This is a genomic window from Aureispira anguillae, from assembly GCF_026000115.1.
Taxonomy (GTDB): domain Bacteria; phylum Bacteroidota; class Bacteroidia; order Chitinophagales; family Saprospiraceae; genus Aureispira; species Aureispira anguillae.
The window spans coordinates 3,739,483-3,761,267 of record NZ_AP026867.1; the positions used below are offsets into that span (position 1 = coordinate 3,739,483).

General features: G+C 38.0%; 10 protein-coding genes. 4 read left to right on the forward strand and 6 right to left on the reverse strand.

Annotated features, from left to right (window positions below; all coding sequences use genetic code 11):
* The first annotated feature begins 43 nt into the window (after positions 1 to 43).
* Both AsAng_RS14660 and AsAng_RS14665 read left to right on the forward strand, forming a co-directional pair.
* Positions 44 to 1,159, forward strand: coding sequence for a vWA domain-containing protein (locus AsAng_RS14660; protein WP_264793536.1), 1,116 nt, complete (start codon positions 44 to 46; stop codon positions 1,157 to 1,159).
* Between the two features lie 12 nt (positions 1,160 to 1,171).
* On the forward strand, positions 1,172 to 2,632 hold the full coding sequence (locus AsAng_RS14665; RefSeq protein ID WP_264793537.1) for a sigma 54-interacting transcriptional regulator: 1,461 nt from the start codon (positions 1,172 to 1,174) through the stop codon (positions 2,630 to 2,632).
* A gap of 585 nt (positions 2,633 to 3,217) precedes the next feature.
* Here the strand turns inward: AsAng_RS14665 and AsAng_RS14670 are convergent.
* Complete coding sequence (locus tag AsAng_RS14670) at positions 3,218 to 4,090, reverse strand: T9SS type A sorting domain-containing protein (protein ID WP_264793538.1); 873 nt, start codon at positions 4,088 to 4,090, stop codon at positions 3,218 to 3,220.
* Positions 4,091 to 4,465: 375 nt separating this feature from the next.
* The gene (locus AsAng_RS14675) at positions 4,466 to 5,224 is read right to left on the reverse strand and encodes an N-acetyltransferase (protein WP_264793539.1); all 759 of its coding nucleotides are present in this window, start codon (positions 5,222 to 5,224) and stop codon (positions 4,466 to 4,468) included.
* Between the two features lie 335 nt (positions 5,225 to 5,559).
* Between AsAng_RS14675 and AsAng_RS14680 the strand changes: the two genes are divergently transcribed.
* Entirely contained in the window at positions 5,560 to 8,001 is a 2,442-nt protein-coding gene (locus AsAng_RS14680) for a bifunctional UDP-N-acetylmuramoyl-tripeptide:D-alanyl-D-alanine ligase/alanine racemase (protein ID WP_264793540.1), read from the forward strand.
* A 100-nt stretch (positions 8,002 to 8,101) separates the two neighbouring features.
* Here AsAng_RS14680 and AsAng_RS14685 read toward each other — a convergent pair whose 3' ends face one another.
* The 4 genes from AsAng_RS14685 to AsAng_RS14700 form a co-directional block, all read right to left on the reverse strand.
* Entirely contained in the window at positions 8,102 to 10,483 is a 2,382-nt protein-coding gene (locus AsAng_RS14685; protein ID WP_264793541.1) for a PKD domain-containing protein, read from the reverse strand.
* A gap of 361 nt (positions 10,484 to 10,844) precedes the next feature.
* The gene (locus AsAng_RS14690; protein ID WP_264793542.1) at positions 10,845 to 14,273 is read right to left on the reverse strand and encodes a T9SS type B sorting domain-containing protein; all 3,429 of its coding nucleotides are present in this window, start codon (positions 14,271 to 14,273) and stop codon (positions 10,845 to 10,847) included.
* Positions 14,274 to 14,365: 92 nt separating this feature from the next.
* On the reverse strand, positions 14,366 to 17,284 hold the full coding sequence (locus AsAng_RS14695) for a T9SS type B sorting domain-containing protein (RefSeq protein WP_264793543.1): 2,919 nt from the start codon (positions 17,282 to 17,284) through the stop codon (positions 14,366 to 14,368).
* Between the two features lie 305 nt (positions 17,285 to 17,589).
* The gene (locus AsAng_RS14700; protein WP_264793544.1) at positions 17,590 to 20,484 is read right to left on the reverse strand and encodes a PKD domain-containing protein; all 2,895 of its coding nucleotides are present in this window, start codon (positions 20,482 to 20,484) and stop codon (positions 17,590 to 17,592) included.
* 308 nt (positions 20,485 to 20,792) lie between these two features.
* Between AsAng_RS14700 and AsAng_RS14705 the strand changes: the two genes are divergently transcribed.
* On the forward strand, positions 20,793 to 21,785 hold the full coding sequence (locus tag AsAng_RS14705; protein WP_264793545.1) for a DUF2804 domain-containing protein: 993 nt from the start codon (positions 20,793 to 20,795) through the stop codon (positions 21,783 to 21,785).

Consider the following 21,785-nt stretch of genomic DNA (forward strand, 5'->3'; position numbering starts at 1 on the left):
TTTTTAAACAACTTCATGATATAGAATTAAACGATACACGATAATGACAAATAGAAAGGGGTTTATTTTTAAAACATACCAAGCTCCACATCAAGAGCCATTTGATAAGTTATTGGAGATCTTCAAAGAGTTAATTACCTATACCTCTGGCGATGTAGAAGAAACATTGGACTGGATGCGAGAGTTGGACAAAGAATACCAACTTACAACACCAGAGTACTCCATGGATGACTTTATTGAAGACCTTAAAAAGAAGGGATATATCAAAGAAGAAATAGATCCTAAAGATGGCAGTGGTCAAATGGCAATTACAGCCAAAACAGAACGAGCCATTCGACAGCAGGCGCTCAACCAAATTTTTGGAAAATTAAAACGTAGTGCTGCTGGCAATCATAAAACCAAACACAGCGGACAGGGCGATGAGCACAATGGCGAATTTAGAAATTACCACTATGGAGATGCATTAGAACGCATTTCTATGACCGAAAGCTTGCGCAATGCACAAATTAACCATGGTATTGGTGATTTTAAATTGACTGAAGATGATTTGGTCGTTGAGGAAACTAGCTTTAAAGCACAAATGAGTACGGTATTAATGATTGACATTAGTCACAGTATGATTTTGTACGGCGAAGATCGGATTACGCCTGCCAAAAAGGTAGCAATGGCACTAGCAGAACTCATTACCACTCGTTACCCTAAAGACACTTTAGATATTTTGGTTTTTGGCAATGATGCTTGGCCTATTAGTATCAAAGATTTGCCTTATCTAAAAGTTGGTCCTTACCATACCAATACTGTAGCAGGCTTACAATTGGCAATGGATATGCTGCGTCGTAAACGCAATACCAACAAGCAAATTTTTATGATCACAGATGGGAAGCCAAGTTGCATTCGTCAAAAAGATGGTACTTATTACAAAAACAGTTTTGGTTTGGACAAATATATCGTCAATCAATGTTACAATATGGCTGCCCAAGCTAGAAAGCTACACATTCCCATTACAACCTTTATGATTGCCCAAGATGCTCATTTAATGCATTTTGTAGAACAATTCACCAAATCCAACCAAGGTAAAGCATTTTATACAGGGCTAAAAGGGCTTGGTGAGATGATTTTCACTGATTATGAACAAAATAGAAAAAAAAGAATTCGATAAAGTATTAACACCATGAATACAATAACAACATTAGGAGCATTAAAAAAATCTGCTTACCAAAGCAAAAGCATCAAAGACGAATTGCGAGACAATTTGATTCAAAAAATAAAAAATAATGAAACGGTCTTTGAAGGGGTTTGGGGCTATGAACATACTGTTATTCCTGAGCTAGAACGAGCCATTTTGTCCCGCCATAACATCAATTTATTAGGCTTGCGGGGGCAAGCAAAAACGAGATTGGCTCGTTTGATGGTTCAACTCTTGGACGAATGGATGCCAATTGTCGCTGGATCTGAGATCAATGATGATCCTTTCAATCCTATTTCTAGGTTTGCCACCAACCTAATTGCCCAAAAAGGCGATGACACTCCTATTGCATGGGTGCATCGTGACGAACGTTTTGCTGAAAAATTGGCTACTCCAGATGTGACCGTTGCAGATTTAATTGGTGATGTAGACCCCATCAAAGCAGCCACGCTAAAATTAACGTATGCCGATGATCGAGTTATTCATTTTGGGATGATTCCCCGTGCCAATCGTTGTATTTTTGTCATTAATGAATTGCCCGACTTACAGGCTCGTATACAAGTAGCTCTGTTTAACATTCTCCAAGAAGGGGATATACAAATTCGAGGCTTTAAATTGCGTATGCCTTTGGATGTTCAGTTTATTTTTACTGCCAATCCAGAAGATTATACCAATAGAGGAAGTATTGTAACGCCCCTCAAAGATAGAATCGGCTCTCAAATATTGACCCATTACCCTCAAAACATCAAAGTTGCCAGAACCATTACAGCACAAGAAGCTCAACTGGATCAGCGTCAGACAGAGGCCATTCATGTACCTTCTTTAGCCAAAGACTTGCTAGAGCAAATCAGTTTTCAAGCTCGCCAAAGTGAATACATTGATATAAAGAGTGGGATCAGTGCTAGGATGAGCATTACTGCTTTTGAAAATTTATTGAGTACAGCCGAACGCAGAGCACTCAAGTCAGGTGATGCACAAACGTTGGTGCGTCTAAGCGATTTTATGGGGGTTATCCCTTCGATCACAGGAAAGGTTGAATTGGTTTACGAAGGAGAACAAGAAGGCGCTGCTTTTGTTGCTGAAACACTAATTGGCGAAGCTATTGTCGCTTTGTTTAATACTTTATTTCCTAAAATTTCTAAACTAGAACGCCCGAATACTACTAGCCCCTATCAGGATATTTTAGAGTTTTTCTTTGAAGAAAGTAGTTTTGAACTCTTGGATGAATTGCCTGAAACAGACTATCGATCTCAGCTAGACCGTATTTTGCCACTAACTGCATTAATTCAAAAATACCAACCCAATACATCTCCAGAAGATACTTATTTCTTAAAAGAGTTTGTACTATGGGCTTTGGTAGAACACAAAAAACTAAGCAAGGATCGCTTTACTGAGGGGTATCAATTCAAGGATTTATTGGGCTCTTATTTGAGTGGCTTGCAATAGAGGTAGGCTATGATTTTCTAACGTTGATAATTTGAAGTTACCTTTTATTTAACTTCAAATTATCAATGATTTTAAGCAGGGTGATTCAGTAGTAAAACAAAATATATTTTAGTAATTTCAAAAAACTATCAAGCATTGTTTATTAAGTTATAACAATAAATCTAACTATTTCTTTTTAATGAAATGAACATTAGAAGTTTTTATCTAGCCCCCACTTTAGAAGAAAAATCGCAAAAAGCGGGGTAATCAATACTTCTTGTTCTTTTTGCATTGCCCAAAAAGAACCAAAAACGCTAGGACTGGATGACTTCTTGGACAAAGTATCTTCTTGAAAGCTTAGGCTTTCAGAAACTCGCTTCGCTCAAACACCTGAAAGCCTTATTTTTCTGTAGGAAAAATAACAGCTTTCTGCGGCGTACTTTGTTCCCAATCAGTCATATGCCCACCCAAAACACTCCTAAAAACATTCAAAAGAAACTTATTTTTAAATTTCATATTATAAATAATAGCATTAAAAATACTTGAGGCAATACATTTGTTTTACTCATGAAAGCCCCTATCAACGATTTTAAGCACTTTTTCAGGTTACAACTTAAGCACCTTCTTAACATAGCTTCCTTGATCAGTATTAATTTTCAGGTAGTATGTCCCTACTGGAAATAAACCTAAATCTAGCTTTTGATCGGCTTGCTCTAGTTCTTTTTCTAAAACCAATTGACCATTTAGATTAAACAATTGTATCTTGCCCACTGAATAAGAGGTATTTTGGATCTGTAACACTCCTGACGTTGGATTTGGGTATACTGTTATAGCTAGATTGGTCTTTTCTGCGGTAGCAATTGAGTTATAAACCTGGCAATTAATCGTTGGATTCAGAATTAGCTGATCGCCTCCTTTTTCATAGCAAACTAATTCATATCTACTATTACCAATCAACACACACCGCTCCAGAAAGGTCAAATATATAACCAAACCAACTCCCTCAATATAAGGGATTATATCATAGCTTCCTGTACTCCATTTTTTCACGACCTGACTCCCCAAGTACAAAGAATCAATTTGATTAATCGTATCTATACAATAGCTTCCTCTAATGGTATCTCCTAGCTCTTTGGTAAAATCCATCACCATGGTATCCTGCCCATTAAAATACGTATAAAAATGCCCTGCATCATCTCGCACTAGATCAAAAAATTGCTTGGAAACAACCGTAAGGATAGGTCCAGACGGTCCATTACTAGTATAATCCTCTCCTTGTATATAACGCTTAAAATAGGTTTTGCCTTGAATTAGACTATCTCCATCTATGGTAATCGTTCTATAACAAGTTTTAGAAACAGGTCCAGCACTTTGGGGGGCTTTATAATACACCCAAGTAGAAGTAGAATCTAAATGATGCTGGGCGTAAGTAAATTGCAGCATAAAAACTAAAATTGTTGCACTTAATATTTTTATCATAATAAAGGGGTCTTAATGTATTACATTACTCCGTTGAAAAATCGTATTCGATTGATTATCAAAATGATGCAAATTCACCGCTCAAAAAATTAATTACCTGATAATCAATCGAATACAAGATGTTTTTTTGCTTTTTTTGTGAAAAAGCAAAAAACTATCTCACGAGTGTAACGAACCGACCTCAGGGAGCTCATAAGCGCTAGCGCACTAGCTAATTAATGGAGTATTAGTATTAATGAATACAACAATATTAATATTTACTTTATAACAGAGCAATTACAAAAATATATAAACATCAGCTTTATTTAGTTAGCAATAAAGCTACACCTCCATTAAACTGGGCATTAAGCGATTATAAATTATCTATTTTTTTTACTACCTTTTAATGAATTTATCAAACGATTTTTCGGTCAATATCTGTTGGGTAACAAATTTTCCATTATAAAACACACTGTAAATCGTATGGGGAACAAAGTGATTTTGAGCCTGCGCTCTTGTTGCTAATTGGTGGATTTGAATAGGGATAGCACGTGCTTGGGCAGCTTCCTTTAGCACCACATTGGTATAATAGGTTGTAAACGGGCAAGCATTGGTATAATAAACACTGATTCCTTCCTTTACATCCGAAATCCCTTCCTTAGCACAAGCCTTAAATTGGGGAATTGCAGCCGCCTTATGAAAGGGTTTATACCACAATTCAAAGTAAGGCCAACCAGTATCACAAAGTTGGAAACCCTGCTTGTGAAAAAACTTTTTTTCAGACATAAAGGGTTGCTTTTTGGCAGCCGTCACTACCACCAAACCATCTTTGTCCTGAGCATCTGCCAAACAAGCTTGATACAATTGCTTGCCCAAACCATTTCCTTTATAACGCCCCGACACCCAAAAGCAATTGATGAGCATATAATTAGGAGCAACAATAGGAACCCAACCCATTTCGGCAGGCACATACTCTATAAAAACCTTACCTCGAATGTCAAACTTTTTAAAGGTATACCCATCCTTAAATTGATTTTTTAGCCAATCTTTTTTAGCTTGGTAGCCCTCCGCACAGTTTTTATTGGTAAATGCACAGCAAATATGCTCTCTTCCAATATTTTCTTCATTGAGTGTAATCAGTTGATAATTATCCATAATTCATGCTTAATTTAATCCTTTATAAGAATCAATTTACAAAAACGAGGGCATACCACCAAACCCATTCTAATAAGAAAAAACTAAACGACTATCTCATGACCGCAGGGAACAACTAAGCGCAGCGCTCATGACCGCAGGGAATAATGAGTGAAGCGATCATAAACAAAGCACACTAACTAATCCACGAAGTATCACTTTAAATTACTAACGTTAAAATTGAGGGGCTTAAATTTACAATCATGACTTCTGCGTAGTTACTTATCTATCTTTTTATTATTTTGCAAAAAAGTTCGGTCAACCATTCTATCACCTGTATTTTACCCAAAAACTATATGTCTGCAATTGATTTTAGTACTGATTTCTGGAATGACAAATTTGTTTTGATCGACAGTCGAAAACTTGTATTTCCGAGCCAAAGTATCTTTTTTGCAATCAAAGGACGCTCAACAGATGGTCATGAATTTATTGCTGACCTCTATCAACAAGGAGTTCGGCGATTTGTCATTTGTAAAAACATAGATTTAACAGCTTACCCAAAGGCTCAATTCATGATGGTAAAAGAAGTGCTTAAGGTACTTCAAGAATATGCACAATATCATCGCTTGCAGTTTAATATACCAACCATTGCCATAACAGGCAGCAATGGAAAAACGATTTTAAAAGAATGGTTATTTCAGTTATTAGAGCAAGATTATAAAATTATAAAAAGTCCAAAAAGCTACAATTCCCAAATTGGGGTTCCGCTCTCTGTATTGAGCATGAATCCAAAACATGAGTTGGCCATTTTTGAGGCAGGTATTTCTCAGGTTGGCGAGATGCAACAATTGCAAGCCATCATCCAGCCTACCATTGGCATCTTTACCAATATTGGCAAAGCACATGCCAGTGGGTTCGATAACCTGACACTAAAAATTCAAGAAAAGCTTCGCTTATTTTCAGGGGTAGATGTTTTGATTTACAGTAGCAATCACCAAGAGATACACCAAGAAATACAAAGGTTAAATCGCCCCCCTTTATTGTGGTCTTGGGGCGCTTCTAATACTGCCAATATTCCCATTTATACCCAAATAAGAACGCATAAAACATGGGTTCAAATCCATTGGCAAAATCAAGTATTCCGTATTGCGATCCCCTTTACCAATGCTGCTGCTATAGAAAATTGTCTACATGGAGTTGCTACGCTATTGTACCTAGGCAGTTCTATTCAGATGATAGAACAACGCATCCAAAAGCTGCGTGACATTCCTATGCGCCTAGCCCTAAAAGAAGGTATTAACAACTGCCATATTATTGATGATAGTTACAACAATGATTTAGAAGGTTTAAAAATTGCCTTAGATTTCTTGCATCAAAAACACAAAAACAACCCCGCCTATCGAAAGACGATTATTTTGTCCGATCTACCAGAAATTCAGCCCCCCAACACTTACCAAACCATAGCCCAACTATTGGAAGAACATCAAATACAAAAATTAATTGGAATTGGTCCTAAGTTTTATCAACAACAACAGTATTTTGATAAAATTGCCGAAACGCATTTTTTTAAAACCACCAGCCACTTTATCGCTGAAATTGGTCAGACGATTGTTTTTAGGCAAGAAAGTATTTTGCTCAAAGGGGCTAGAGCTTTTGAATTTGAGCGAATTGCACAACAACTCAAAAAACGCATTCACGGAACAATCCTAGAAATTGATTTAGGTGCGGTTCGGAATAATTTACAAATCTACAAAAAACACCTTTTGCCCAGTACCAAAATGATGGTTATGGTCAAAGCCTCTGCTTATGGTAGTGGCTCTTATGAGATTGCCCAACTATTACAGTACAATCATGTAGATTACTTAGGAGTTGCTTATGTGGACGAAGGAGTTGCCTTGCGAGAACAAGGTATCCAATTGCCAATTATGGTAATGAACAGTGCCATGCATGAGTTTGAAATACTTTTTAAATATAACTTAGAACCTGCCGTTTATAGCTTTACAATGCTTAATCAGTTTAGTGCTTTTTTACAACAAAACAATATTTCTGAAGCCTATCCGATCCATTTAGAACTCGATACAGGCATGCATCGTTTGGGTTTTCTTCCCAACGATATTCCAGCCTTAATCCCGCTCTTACAAACAAACAGTGCCTTGGTTCAGATAAAGGGAATTTTTTCTCATTTAGCAGCATCTGACGAGCCTCAATACGAGTCCTTTAGTTTAGGACAAATTCAATTGTTTAATGAACTCGCACAAAATATTGAGCAAGCGCTACACATTCAAAGCATTAAGCATATCTTAAATTCTGCGGGCATTACTCGCTTTTCCAAACATCAATTTGACCTAGTACGATTGGGAATTGGGCTTTATGGCATTGATCCTAACCAACGCCTCCCACTCTTGCAAAATGTCGTTTGCCTAAAAACATGCATTGCACAGATCAAACCAATTTCTGCCCAAGAGACCATTGGTTATGGGCGAAAAGGCAAAATTACCCAAGCTAGCCGAATTGCTGTTCTGTCCATTGGTTATGCCGATGGGTTTTTGAGGGCTTTTGGAAATGGAAAAACTAGCGTTAAAATTCACGATCAATTGGCTCCTACAATTGGCAATATTTGTATGGATATGTGTTTTGTAGATGTCAGCCATATTCCACAGGCTAAAGAAGGGGACGAAGTAATTATTTTTGACGACATCAAAAGCATTCAGCAACTAGCTCAAACCTTACAGACTATTCCTTATGAAATTTTAACCAATATCAGCAATCGGGTGCCTCGTGTCTTTTATGAAGCTTGATTTTTATGGATTTGAAAATATGCCAATTTGAAAATAGTCGAATGATACCTTACTATTTTCAAATTGGCACTGCTTCAAATTTCTAAATCACAGATGCCCCTCACCTCAACAAGGTTATATTTCCTTTCAAAAAAGCCTCACTCCCATCGTCACAACGACACTGCATATAATAACCATAAACATCAGGTGGCAATAGTTTGCCCTGAAAAGTGCCATCCCAACCTATGTTTTGATCCTTTGTTTCAAATATTTTTTGCCCCCAACGATTATAGATTGCCATTGTCATTTCGTTAATGTTATTTCCTTCTACTTTTAGCACATCATTATGCCCGTCATTATCAGGAGTAAAAGCAGAAGGCACAAAAACAACAGGATTGCCACATAGCGGAGGCAAAATTCCAATATGAATAGAATCCGTCAAATCACAACCCAAGGAATTTTTAACGGTTAAATAATAGGTTGTAGGAATTCTTGGTCTTGCCATAGGATCAGAAATATCCAATGCCATCAAGGTGGTATCAGGTCTCCATTGATAGGTATAATCTGCGTCATAGTTGGCAACCAATTGTGTGGTTTGCCCTAGATAAATTGCATTGGGAACAGCGATTACGGCCAAAACTGGAGAAATTGAGCTGACATTAATGCTCGCATCAGCCGTATCTTTGCAATTTTCTGCATTGGTCGCCACCACTGTAAAATCCAGATCTGAATCTGCCAAGACCCAAACACTGTCCGTTCCTTGCCCTGCTATAATTTTGCTTGCTGGAGTCCATGCGTAGTTAATAATGCTAGCATAATTAGGCCCTGAACTCGTTGCCGTTAATAGAATTGTATCTTCTCGACAAGTAATTTGAGAATCAATGGCAGCAAGGTCGAGACCATCTAAAGGAAGGTAAAAATCTTGTTCAAACGTATCTTGACAAGGGTGCCCCACATCTGCAATTAAACGTACTTTATAAGTTCCCGTATCTGGGAAACTATACGTAGGATTTTGTACCGTAGAAGTCCCTAAAGTATCAAAATACCATAAATATTGATTGTTGGTGCTGATACTTTGGTTGGTAAACGATACGCTTAATGATTTATTACAAGAAAACGTAAGCGAATCAAAAGCAGCAACAACCGTATCGGCTGGGACATCGACCTGTGTTAACTGTACCAAATCTGTACAACCATAATTATTCGTCACATTTAATTGAACCCCAAAACTCCCTCCACTAACAGCCATCCAAACACTGTCCGTTCCTTGCCCCGATATAATATTACTTGGCGGTGCCCAATAATAATTAACAATTTGATTAAAATCGGAAAAAACATTGTGTGCCACTAAGAGGACTTTGTTGTCGTTGCAAATAATTGGGGCACTAACCACATCTACATCTGCTGCTTTGATGTACAATTCTACTTCTTTTATAATGGTGTCTTCGCAAGGCGTTCCCAAACCAGCAATTAACATAACGGCATAAGTACCTGTATCAACATAGGGATGCGTGGGGTTGGGCAACGTTGAAAGAGGGCTTCCGTCTCCAAAATCCCAAATAAAGGGACCGTTGATTGGATTACTTAAATTGTCAAAGGGAACCTCTAGAAGTACATTACAAGAATCAAGATCAGGTTCAAAATCAGCAACAATAGCGGTCACACAGGAAGTGACAATAAATTGAAAATCTCGTCTTGTAACCGACATAAGCACCCCATTTCTATAGGATTTGGCACTAATTCCGACTACAAAAGTTCCATTGTTTAGGGGCGTTCCTGTTAATAGTCCTGTTACGGGATCTATAGCCAAAGGCGAAGCACCTCCCAACATATTGGTCAACGAATAAGGAAACCTCCAATCTACCCAATAATTATTAAAAGAACTATAAGTATCAAATGGGGTATACAATTCATAAGCTATAGAATCTCCATCTACATCTATTGCAGAATGATCATAATTAAGCGGCTGACCATTGCAGATGTAAAAGGGAGGCCAATCGTTAAATTTTGCTGCGCTATTACAATGTAAGGTTGCTTCCTCCGACATATAAGCATGATAAGCTGCCTGTGTACCTGTCGGGTCTATGATATTAAGAATGTCAATATTTCGACAACAAATTTGATACAAAAATTGGTAGCCTCCTACTCGATAAGGCAAAGATCGAACCTCTCGATAGGTAGTTGTATGAATACAAGCTGATGGAGGCACCATTGAACAAGCTGAACTCGCAAAAGTTAGGGTGTCGTTGTTTCTCAAATTCATATTGATCGTATCAATAAGTTGCCCATTGACATCCAATATATCCAAAACCGCAGGGTTCTCAAACCAAGGTACTCCTGTATCACAATCTCTAAACAACTGCAAGGTTATCTCATAGCGATTATTTCCTAGGCATTGATAGTTCACTTCTCCTCCAATGATGTGTGTTGCGGACAATGGAAGTGCTAAAACAATCCAAAACAATACGGTGAACAAAAAATTATAGTGTTGAGCTTCTTTCATGGTCGTTTAATTTTTACAATACGCTAAGCAAAAAATGGCTTTACAAAAAGTTTTCTAGAATACAAAAAGAAAAACATTACCTTTTGCAATAGTGGGCCAGCTATAAGTTATACGTAGAAAGTCGTATGTTATTTATGATCAAAATAAAAACATACGACTTTCTACGTATAACATACGATTCCTATCATTTTATAGGTCTTAATGGTTAAGAACTTACCACAAAACTTATCAATAAGCCCAAGAAATAATTTTATTTTTAACAATAGTAATCTGCTTTTACGATAAAAGCAATTTTTTATCATAACATATAAAACTATTTTACTACTCAAGGTATCTCATTTAACAAAACTCCAACAAGCCATCAACGCAAAAGCGTAATATTTCCCTTGGTAAACAACTCACTGCCATCGTCACAAACACATCGCATATAATAACCATAAACATCAGGCGGCATTAGTTTCCCTTTAAAAGAGCCATCCCAACCTATATTTTGGTCGTTGGTCTCAAATACCTTTTGCCCCCAACGATTATAAATCGCCATATTTACACTCGTAATGTTATTGCCACGAATCATCAAAACATCATTATGCCCATCCTGATCTGGTGAAAACGCATTGGGTACAAACACTACTGGCAAACCACAAATGGGTTTTCTTATAAGCACTTGAACTGAATCATTGGTTGTACATCCGTACTGATTGGTTACCGCCAAATTATAAATTGTTGATTGTCTAGGTTTGGCTATTGGATCATAAATAAAATAATTACTCAAGGTAGTATCAGGTCTCCAACTATAACTATAATTTATATCATCTGTTGCTACTAACTGTGCTGTTTGCCCCACAAAAATACTATCAGGGATAGCACTTATATTAACTGTTGGTGAAATATAAATAATGGTTCCTTGTGCATAAGCCGTATCAATACAACCATGAGAGTTTACTCCTATAACGATAAAAGTAGTGTTTGTGTCCATTAAGGCATAGGCGGTATCTTCTCCCTGCCCTGCTATAATTTCATTCGTAGGGTACCATTGATAGTTGACCCAATCGGCATAAGCATCCAAACTATTTGTTACCGTAAGCTCTACCGTGTCCTCTTTACAGATTACAGATACATCATTGGCATCCATAATGAGACCGTGCAAGGGCAAATAAACATCCATACTAAAAGTATCTGGGCATTGCCCCCCTGCTCCTGCTACCAAACTCACAACATAACTACCCGTATCAGGAAAACTATAAGTTGGATGCGTTGCCGTTGAAGTTCCTAGGTTTTCAAAGTTCCAATGATAGTCATTATTAACTGGATTGCTCGTTGAGGTATTCACAAAAGGAACAATTAATGAAGTATTACAAAGAACATCTATGGTATCAAAAGAAGCCTCTACTGCTAATACATCAATTACTCCAATGCTTGTATCTCGACAAAGATGGCTATTGATTGCGGCCACTTGTATACTGGTAGAAGAAGTAGGGATAATCAAAACAGAATCCGTTCCTTGCCCTGCAAGAATCTGGTTATTCGGCGACCAAGTATAATGAATAGAAGAAGAATAGTTTTTTAGTAAATCCTCTACTTTTAACCATACAGAATCTCCTACACAAACTGTTTGAGGAGCTATTGCCGTCAGATCTACCCCATAAAGTGGCAAATACAAATCCATCAAAGAAGTATCGGGACAAAGACTACCCACCCCTGCAATCAATTGAATGGTATAAGTTCCTGTATCGGGAAAGGTGTAGATTGGATTTACAGCGGTACTATTGGCTAAATTGTCAAAACTCCATTCGTAATTGACACTCCCTAAATTGCTGGTAGAAGCATTTACAAAAGGTATCGATAATGAAATGTTACAGGCTAAATCTAAGGTATCAAATAAAGCCTCTACTTCTATTACGTCAATGTTAAAATCTATCACACTAGAACAGCCGTAGTTATTGGAGGCCGCTACCTGTATTTGTATGGAATTATTAGCAATAACCAACACACTATCCGTTCCCTGCCCTGCTGCAATTGCCGAACTAGGAGTCCAAGTATAGGTAGCCGAAGAGGAATATTCCTCATAAATATCGACTGCTTTTATCCATAGGCTATCGCCCTTACAAAGCGTTTGATCTGGAATGGATTGTAGCTCCATTGCCCTTAGTTCTACCTGTATATCCATTGAAAAAGTATCTGGGCATTGACTCCCCGCTCCTGCAATTAAGGTTACGGTATGAATTCCTGTATCTGCAAATACAAAACTGGGATTTGCAGCCGTTGAACTACCTAAATTCCCAAACTGCCACAAATAATTATTATTAATGGGGTTGCTAGTACTTTGATTTTGGAATTGCACCACCAAAGAAGTATTACAAGGAATTGTTGTTGTTGTGAATAGAGCATCTACTTGTCGTACATTAATGGAGGTAAAAGCACTACTGGCACAACCATAATTATTGATTCCATCTACTCTAAATTGGGTACTTTGGTTGACAACAACCCAAACACTATCCGTCCCTTGCCCTGAAAGTATCGCTGAAGCAGGGCTCCAAGTATAGGTCGCAGAATCTGAATAGCCCTCATAGGCATCTGTCGCCACTAACAATATAGTATCTCCCGTACAAACCATTTGAGGGGGAGTAACAGCAATTTCCATAGCTTCTATTCGAACATCCATATTAACAGAATAGGTATCTATACAAGGTGAACCAATTCCTGCTACCAAAGTAATTAAATAATTTCCTGTATCGGGGAAGGTGTAAGTGGGGTTCACAGCTGTACTAGTCCCCAACGTGTCAAACGTCCAATGGTAAGTTCCTGTAACCACCTGACTATTGTTGTCAAAGGGATAAGTCAAGTTTTTATTGCAATGCAAACCTGTCGTATCAAAATCTGCTGTTGTTTGCCGATCGCAGGTGCCTACTACATGCTGAAAATCTCGTCGAGTAATAGAAATTAGATTGCCATTTCTATATTCTTTTAAACATACACCAACCAAAAAAACACCTAAATTTTGTGGCGTTCCAGTTAACAAACCAGTTACAGGGTCAATCACTAATGGATCTGCCCCACCAAACATATTTCCTAGATGATAAGGAGCTTGCCAAGTAACGTTTCCATAAGGTGGATTATTTGGGGGTTGTGGCCTTGGGCTTACAGCCGTAGCCCCATCCGAAGGATTACACAATTCGTAAACAATAGAATCTCCATCTACGTCAATGGCAGAATGATCAAAGACAATAGGCACCCCCGAACACAAGTAAACACGAGGCCACTCTCTAAATACCGCCGAATTATTGCAGCCTTGCAAGGCGGCTGATGAAATATGAGTCCAGTAGGTAGCTCCAGCTTCATTCCCTGTTGCATTAACGATATTAACAATATCATAATTTCGACAGCAACGTTGATAAGCAATGGTGTATCCAGAGGCACGAAAAGGTAAGGTAATGGTATCGGTATAGGTTGTGGTATGAATACAAACATTACTTGGAACGATCAAACAAGAATCGGGCAAATAAATATCCAGTGTGTCATTGATGGCATTATCCCAATAGACCAACTGCTGAAAAAGATAAGCATTCGTCTGCCCATCATAAACCCCTATAGAGGCAGGGTCATCAAACCAAGGAACACCAGCATCACAATCTCTAAATACCGTTAAAGAGATTTCGTACTGATCATTTCCCAAACATCTATAATTCATCTCCCCTCCTACAATATGAGTCGCATTGGCTAATAATGGCAAGAAGAGAAAAGCAAATAATAAAATAATATACTGAAAAATACGGAGGAGAATTGGGTACATAATAAATTTTATTTGGAAGCTGTTCATTGGTTAACCAACTCCCCAAGAACTAATAATTTGTTTTGATATACTTAAGTATAGTATATAGATCACTATTTTAACAAAGTAATATTACCCTTCAGAAACAGCCTTCCCCCATCATCACATTTACATTGCATGTAGTAACCATATACATCTGGAGGAAGCTCTTTTCCTAAATAGGTGCCATCCCAACCTAGATTTTGATCATTGGTTTCAAATACTTTTTGCCCCCAACGGTTATAAATTGCCATTGTCATTTCATTTATAATATTGCCACTCACCATCAATACATCATTATGACCATCTCCATTGGGCGAAAAAGCACTGGGAACAAAAACAACTGGATTGGCACAAACGGGTGGTTTGATATAAACCGTCACCGAATCATTCTGCGTACAATATTGATTGGTACCCCTCAAATAATACGTCTTGGTTCGTCTTGGTTTTGCTATTGGATCATAAATATCATACGCACTTAAGGTGGTATCAGGTCTCCAATCATAACTATATTCTAGAAAATTGGTTGCATATAATTGAGCCGTTTGCCCAACAAATATGCTATCTGGCAAAGCAACAATCGCTAATACAGGCGAAATTGTACTTACATTAACATGGGCTAATGCCGTATCTCGACAACCTGCATCATTCAATCCCACTACCTGAAAATCAAGATCTGTATTCGCCAACACATTGATACTGTCTGTTCCTTGTCCTGTGATAATGTTAGTGATTGGATTCCAACTGTAATTGGTAATACTATTGTATAAAGATAAGGTATTCAAAGCAGTTAACAAAACAGTATCGCCACGACAGACCAATTGTGTATCAGACACCACTATTTCTACCCCATCTAGACGGACATCAATCGTTTGACGAAAGGTATCTGGGCAAGCCGTACCGATTCCTCCAATTAAGCTTACCGCATAAGTTCCTGTATCGGGGAAGGTATACGTTGGGCTAACTTCTGTAGTGATTCCCGTGCCTCCAAAATCCCAAATAAAATTAATTGTCAAATCTATGCTACTATTGGTAAAAGGAATTTCTAGTGATTTATTGCAACTCAATTCAACAGAATCAAAGACCGCATTTATTTGCAAGACTTGTAATGGCAAAACTACGGTATCAACACAGCCATTTTCATTGATTGCATTAACCCTAAAAACAGTATTGACATCGGCTACTATTTGAATCGAATCGGTTCCCTGCCCTGATAAAATTGGACTGTTAGGCCCCCAAGTGTATCCCCCTATAGTATTGTAATCAGCCAGCTCATTGGTAACACTAAGAATAAGGGTGTCGCCTTTGCAAGCTTGGGTTGGAGCAGTAGACAAGATAGACGCTCCATCTAAAGGAATGTAAATTTCTCTGGTAAAGGTATCTTGGCATAAAGCCCCATAGCCTGCCATTAAGGTAACCTCATAACGTCCTGTATCTGGAAAGGTATAAATGGGATGCACGGCTGTACTCGTTCCCAATGTATCAAAACTCCACGAATAAGCTACATTCACAAAATTGCTGCTAGTAGCATTTACAAAAGGTATCGATAATGAATGATTACAGACTAAATCCAAAGTGTCAAACAGCGCATTAATATCGACCACATCAATATAAAATGTCGCTTCGCTTGAACAACCATAATTATTAATCCCTGCTACCCTAAAACGAGTGCTCTGATTTGCTACAACCCAAATACTATCCGTTCCTTGTCCAGAGAGTATTGCTGAAGTTGGCGTCCAAGTATAGATGGTAGAATCCGAATAATCCTGATAAGCATCTGTAGCCACCAACAATATCGTATCGCCCAAACAAGCTATGGAGGGTACTTGAACGGCTATTTCTATTGCTCTTATTTGGGCATCTACATGCATCGAAAAGGTATCTACACAAGGCTCCCCTATTCCTGCGATCAAGGTAACTAGATAATTCCCTGTATCTGGAAAGGTATAAATGGGGTTCACAGCTGTACTCGTTCCCAAGGTATCAAATGTCCAATGATAGATTCCTGTACTAGTCTGACTATTGTTATCAAAAACATAAACCAAATCTTTGCTACACCATGTATTGACGGCATTAAATCTTGCGGTTACTTCTCGATTACAAGCACCTACAATATGCTGAAAATCACGGCGAGTAATTGAAATCAAATCACCATTTCGATATTCTTTGAGGCAGACTCCCATTAAAAATACGCCCAAGTTGTTTGGAGTTCCTGTCAATAAGCCAGTGGTAGGATCTATTGCAAAAGGATCTGCTCCTCCAAATATATTTCCCAGATGATAGGGCGCTCGCCATCTAATGTTTCCATAGGGTGGGTTACTAGGGGGTTGGGGTCTTGAATTTGCAAGTGAAGCTCCACTTGAAGGCATGCACAACTCATAAACAAGGGAGTCACCATCCGCATCAATAGCAGAATGATCAAATAGAACAGGAACCCCTGAACACAAATAAACATCAAGCCAGTCTTTAAATACTGCTGAATTGTTACAACCTTGCAAAGCTGCTGCCGAGATATAGGTCCAATAGGTTGCCCCCACTTCATCACCTGGTAGACTAATAGTATTTGTCATGCTATAATTTCGGCAACAACGTTGATAAGCAAGAATATAGCCTGATGAATTTAACGGTAAAACAATCGTATCTGTATAAGTAGTTGTGTGAATGCAAACATTACTTGAGATTCTGATACAAGAGTCGGGAGCCTCTATAACTAATGTGTCATTAATTGCGCTATTCCAATTGACCAATTCTTGAAAAAGATAAGCCTTAGTTTGACCGTCATAAACACCAATAGAGGCAATATGATCAAACCAAGGAATACCAGCATCACAATCTCTAAAGAGCTGCAATCTTACTTCATAGCGGTTGTTTCCCAAACATCTATAATTCATTTCGCCCCCTACGATATGGCTGGCATTAGACATTAAAGGGAAAACAACAAATGCAGTACAAAAAATAATACGTTGTAAGGTATTTAGGCAAATTGGACGCATAACAATATAGTTTTAGTTGGTTTTTCCTTAGAAAATCATCCTAAAAGCTATAGATTGACTTATCACCTGCTATATTGGTCAATGATACTTCATCTATTTACCAAAACAACTACAAAAGCAGCACAACATTTATTATTTTAGTTCTTTGATAACCCGTAGGCTCACGTAATAACCACGCAGTAGCAGCGAAGCTAATCGTGTGACAAGCACTAACAAAGGGTAAGCTCTCTACTACTTTTCTTAGAAAAAAGTAGTAATAAGAGAGCTGGATCGTTTAATATTCCACACGATATGTCAAAGAACGATTATTTTAAGAGGGTAATATTTCCTTTCAAAAACAAGGTTCCTCCTTCATCACATTTACATTGCATGTAATAACCATACACATCTGGAGGCAGTTCCCTTCCTAAATAGGTACCGTCCCAACCTAGATTTTGATCATTGGTTTCAAACACTTTTTGTCCCCAACGGTTATAGATTGCCATTGTCATTTCATTAATATTATTGCCATTCACCATCAATACATCATTATGTCCATCTCCATCGGGCGAAAAAGCACTGGGAACAAAAACAACTGGATTGGCACAAATTGGCGGTTTGATATAAACCGTTACCGAATCATTGTGTGTACAATACTGATTCGTAACCCTCAAATAATACGTCTTGGTTTGTCTTGGTTTTGCTATTGGATCATGAATATCATAAGCACTTAGGGTGGTATCTGGCGTCCAATCATAGCTATATTCTAGAAAATTGGTCGCATATAATTGGGACGTTTGTCCAACAAATATACTATCTGGCAAAGCAACAATTGCTAATGCGGGCGAAATTGTAGTTACATTAACATGTGCAAATGCTGTATCTCGACAGCCTGCATCATTCAATCCTATTACCTGAAAATCAAGGTCTGCATTTGCCAACACATTGACACTGTCTGTTCCTTGTCCTGTGATAATGTTAGTGATTGGACTCCAACTATAATCAATCATCGTATTATACAAAGATAACGTATTTAAAGCCGTCAACAACACGGTATCACCACGGCAGACCAACTGTGTATCGGACGCTACTATTTCTGCTCCATCTAGGCGTACATCTATGACTTGACGAAAGGTATCAGGACAAGACGTTCCGATCCCTCCAATTAGGCTTACCGTATACGTTCCTGTATCGGGGAAGGTATAAGTTGGGCTAACGTCTGTAGAAGTGCCTGTACCTCCAAAGTCCCAAAGAAAATTGAGTGTCAAGTCTACACTACTATTGGTAAAAGGAATTTCTAATGATTTATTACAAACCAATTCCACAGAATCAAAGACCGCATTCATTTGTAAGACTTGTAATGGCAAAACTACGGTATCTACACAGCCGTTTTCATTCTCTACATTAACCGTAAAAACAGTATTGACATCAGCTACGATCTGAATCGAATCGGTTCCCTGTCCTGACAAAATCGGACTATTCGGCACCCAAGTATATCCCCCTATATTATTATAATCGGCTAGTTCATTGGTAACACTAAGAATAAGCGTATCGCCTTTGCAAGCTTGGGTTGGAGAGGTAGACAAGATAGACGCTCCATCCAAAGGAATATAAATTTCTCTAGTGAAGGTATCTTGGCATAACGCTCCATAACCTGCCACTAAGGTAACCTCATAGCGTCCTGTATCTGGAAAGGTATTTACTGGAAATGCATTGGTAGAAGTTCCTGTACCATCAAAATCCCAAAAATAACTATTCGTAACCGAGGTACTTTGATTATTAAATGGAATGTCTAAGGTCGTATTACAATCAAAGGTAACACTATCAAAGAGTGCTTCAACGATTTCAAGTTGCACATTCGTATTTTCAACATCTATACAACCATTATCATTGGTTGCTGTCAAACTGAGATTGATATTATTATTGGCAATTACATAAACCGAATCCGTTCCCTGCCCTGATAACAAGGCACTGTTGGGCGACCAGTTATAGGTGACAATATTATTATAATTGGCTAACAGGTTATTGGCCACCAAAAGTACGGTATCGCCTACACAGGCTACCTGCGGAGGAACTGACACATCTGCACCATCCAAATGAACCCTCACTTGGCGAACTACCGTATCAACACAAGACAAGCCAACCCCTGCAATCATCTGAACTGTATAAGTTCCTGTATCTGGATACGTATGCACAGGATTTACCCCTGTTACACTTGGCGAATTATCGCCAAAATCCCAATCAAAAGTAACCCCTAAAGAAGTACTCGTATTAAGATGCAATACAGAAAGAGAAGCATTACAAGGAGAAAGATTGACGGCAAATTGTGCTTGAAGTGGAGTACAAGCCACTACTTCGTATTGAAAATCTCGTTTTGTTATTCCTATTAAAACGCCATTTCGATATTCTTTGGCACAAATTCCAACCACAAAAATGCCTAAAGAAGGAGGCGTACCAGCCAACATTCCCGTTACTGGATCTATCCTAAAAGGATCGGCTCCTCCTAACATATTGTTCAACCCATAAGGAAAACGCCAATTAACAGACGAAAAGGGAGGCCCTGCTGGAGGATTGGGGCGAGGATCAAGCGTTGTTGCCCCATCATAAGGATTACACAACTCATAAACAATAGAATCTCCATCGGGGTCAAAAGCTGAATTGTCATAATTAATAGAAGTCCCCTGACAAATGTAAAAAGGTGGCCACTCTCGAAATCTTGGGCTACTATTGCAACTTGCTAATGCATCACCAGAAATTACAACATCATACGTTGCTCCTGTCTGACCTGGGTCTATAATATTCGTGATTACATTATTTCTACAACATCGTTGATAAACCAAATGATAACCATTGGAATTATTGGGCAATGTTATTTGCCGTCTATAGGTCGTTGTGTGAATACAAACATTGGAAGGGATATTGTAACAAGGATTACTTTGCGCCAAATCTAAGGTATCATCATTAGGCAAAAGCAATGCCTCTGTTCGAAGGTAGGCTCCTGTTGTTGCATTATAAATCCCTACATAAGCAGGCTGATCAAAATAAGCTGCGGGATTGCCATTCTCACAATCTCTAAAAATGGTCAATAAAATTTCATACTGATTGTTTCCCAAACAATTATAAGTCATCTCTCCCCCTACTATATGACTCGCATAAGTAGAAGATGATAAAAAGAACAGGATACAAAATAGCCAACCAATAACGTAATTAAAATACTTCATAAATTAGAACTTCCAAGTTTTAAGCAATGTTGCATTACTTCTTTCGTCTGAATTAGAGCAGGTTTAACATGAGATAAAATAATGATAAATGGAATATGCAGCCTTTGTAGTGCATTGATTTTTATTGTATGTGATACACTTTTTTATTGTATGGCTCTAAACCAATAAATGAAGATAAAAAAGGTATGGATTCTATACAAAAAAAATAGAACAATTACTTATACACATTTTTGTATAGGTAAAAACGAAAGAAATTGTACTTTTGTTGGGGAATTGAACTGACTTAACATTTATCATTTATTAATAAAATGAATGTACGCCAAAAAAAAATACTAAATAGTATTTCTAGCCTCCTTTCTCAAAATAAAGTACAAAAGTATGGAGCTTATAACGATGTGGTTTCCGATACTAATACAAACGTATGGGATGGCTCAAAAGGTTGGAATAGCCCTAGACGATGGCAAAGGAAATCTTGGATTTTTTTTGGTGCCTATAGCCCTGACATTGTCGTAGGCTTTGCTATTGTTGATGCAGGTTTTTTAGGGAAAGCTTTTTGTTATATTTATTTCCCCAAAACAGGCGAATTACTAGAAAACGGCATTGATCGACCATTTGCTTTTGATGCCAACTTTGAAGCGAATCTAGATAGCCATTGGAGCTTGGGGAACTACCAAATTTTGACAAAAAATGGACAAATGCATTTTGAGTTTAAGGGCAAAAAATTTCAAATTAGCTTACAATGCACCAATAATGAACATGGATTGAGTTTTGTCTGCCCATCCACTGGTAACAAACGCCCTTTTCATTATACCTACAAAAACTTGTTGTTGCCTACCAATATACAATTGACTAAAAAAGGGCAAACGCAACAATTCAACAATCTTTATGGTGGTATTGATTTTTCGAAGGGGTATCCTCCTAAACATACCGATTGGAATTGGACCTCTTTCTTAGGGAAATTAGAAGATGGTACGCCTGTAGGAATAAATATAGTCGATCAATTCAACCAAAACCTAGAAAATGCTGTTTGGATAGGAACAGAACGAATTTTGATTGGGGCAGTGAGCTATCAATATGGTCCACCTTTGGAGCATTCTCTTTGGAAAGTAGTTGCTTTAGAGGGCAATTTAGAACTAAGCATGCAACCCAATGGTAGCCGCAAAGAAAATATTAATATCAAGCTGCTAAAAAGTAAATTCACGCAAGTTTTTGGCGTAATAGAGGGGCGTATTTTGCATCAAAACCAATGGAAAAAATTGATTGGTTATGGCGTAATGGAGGAGCATGAAGCCATTTGGTAA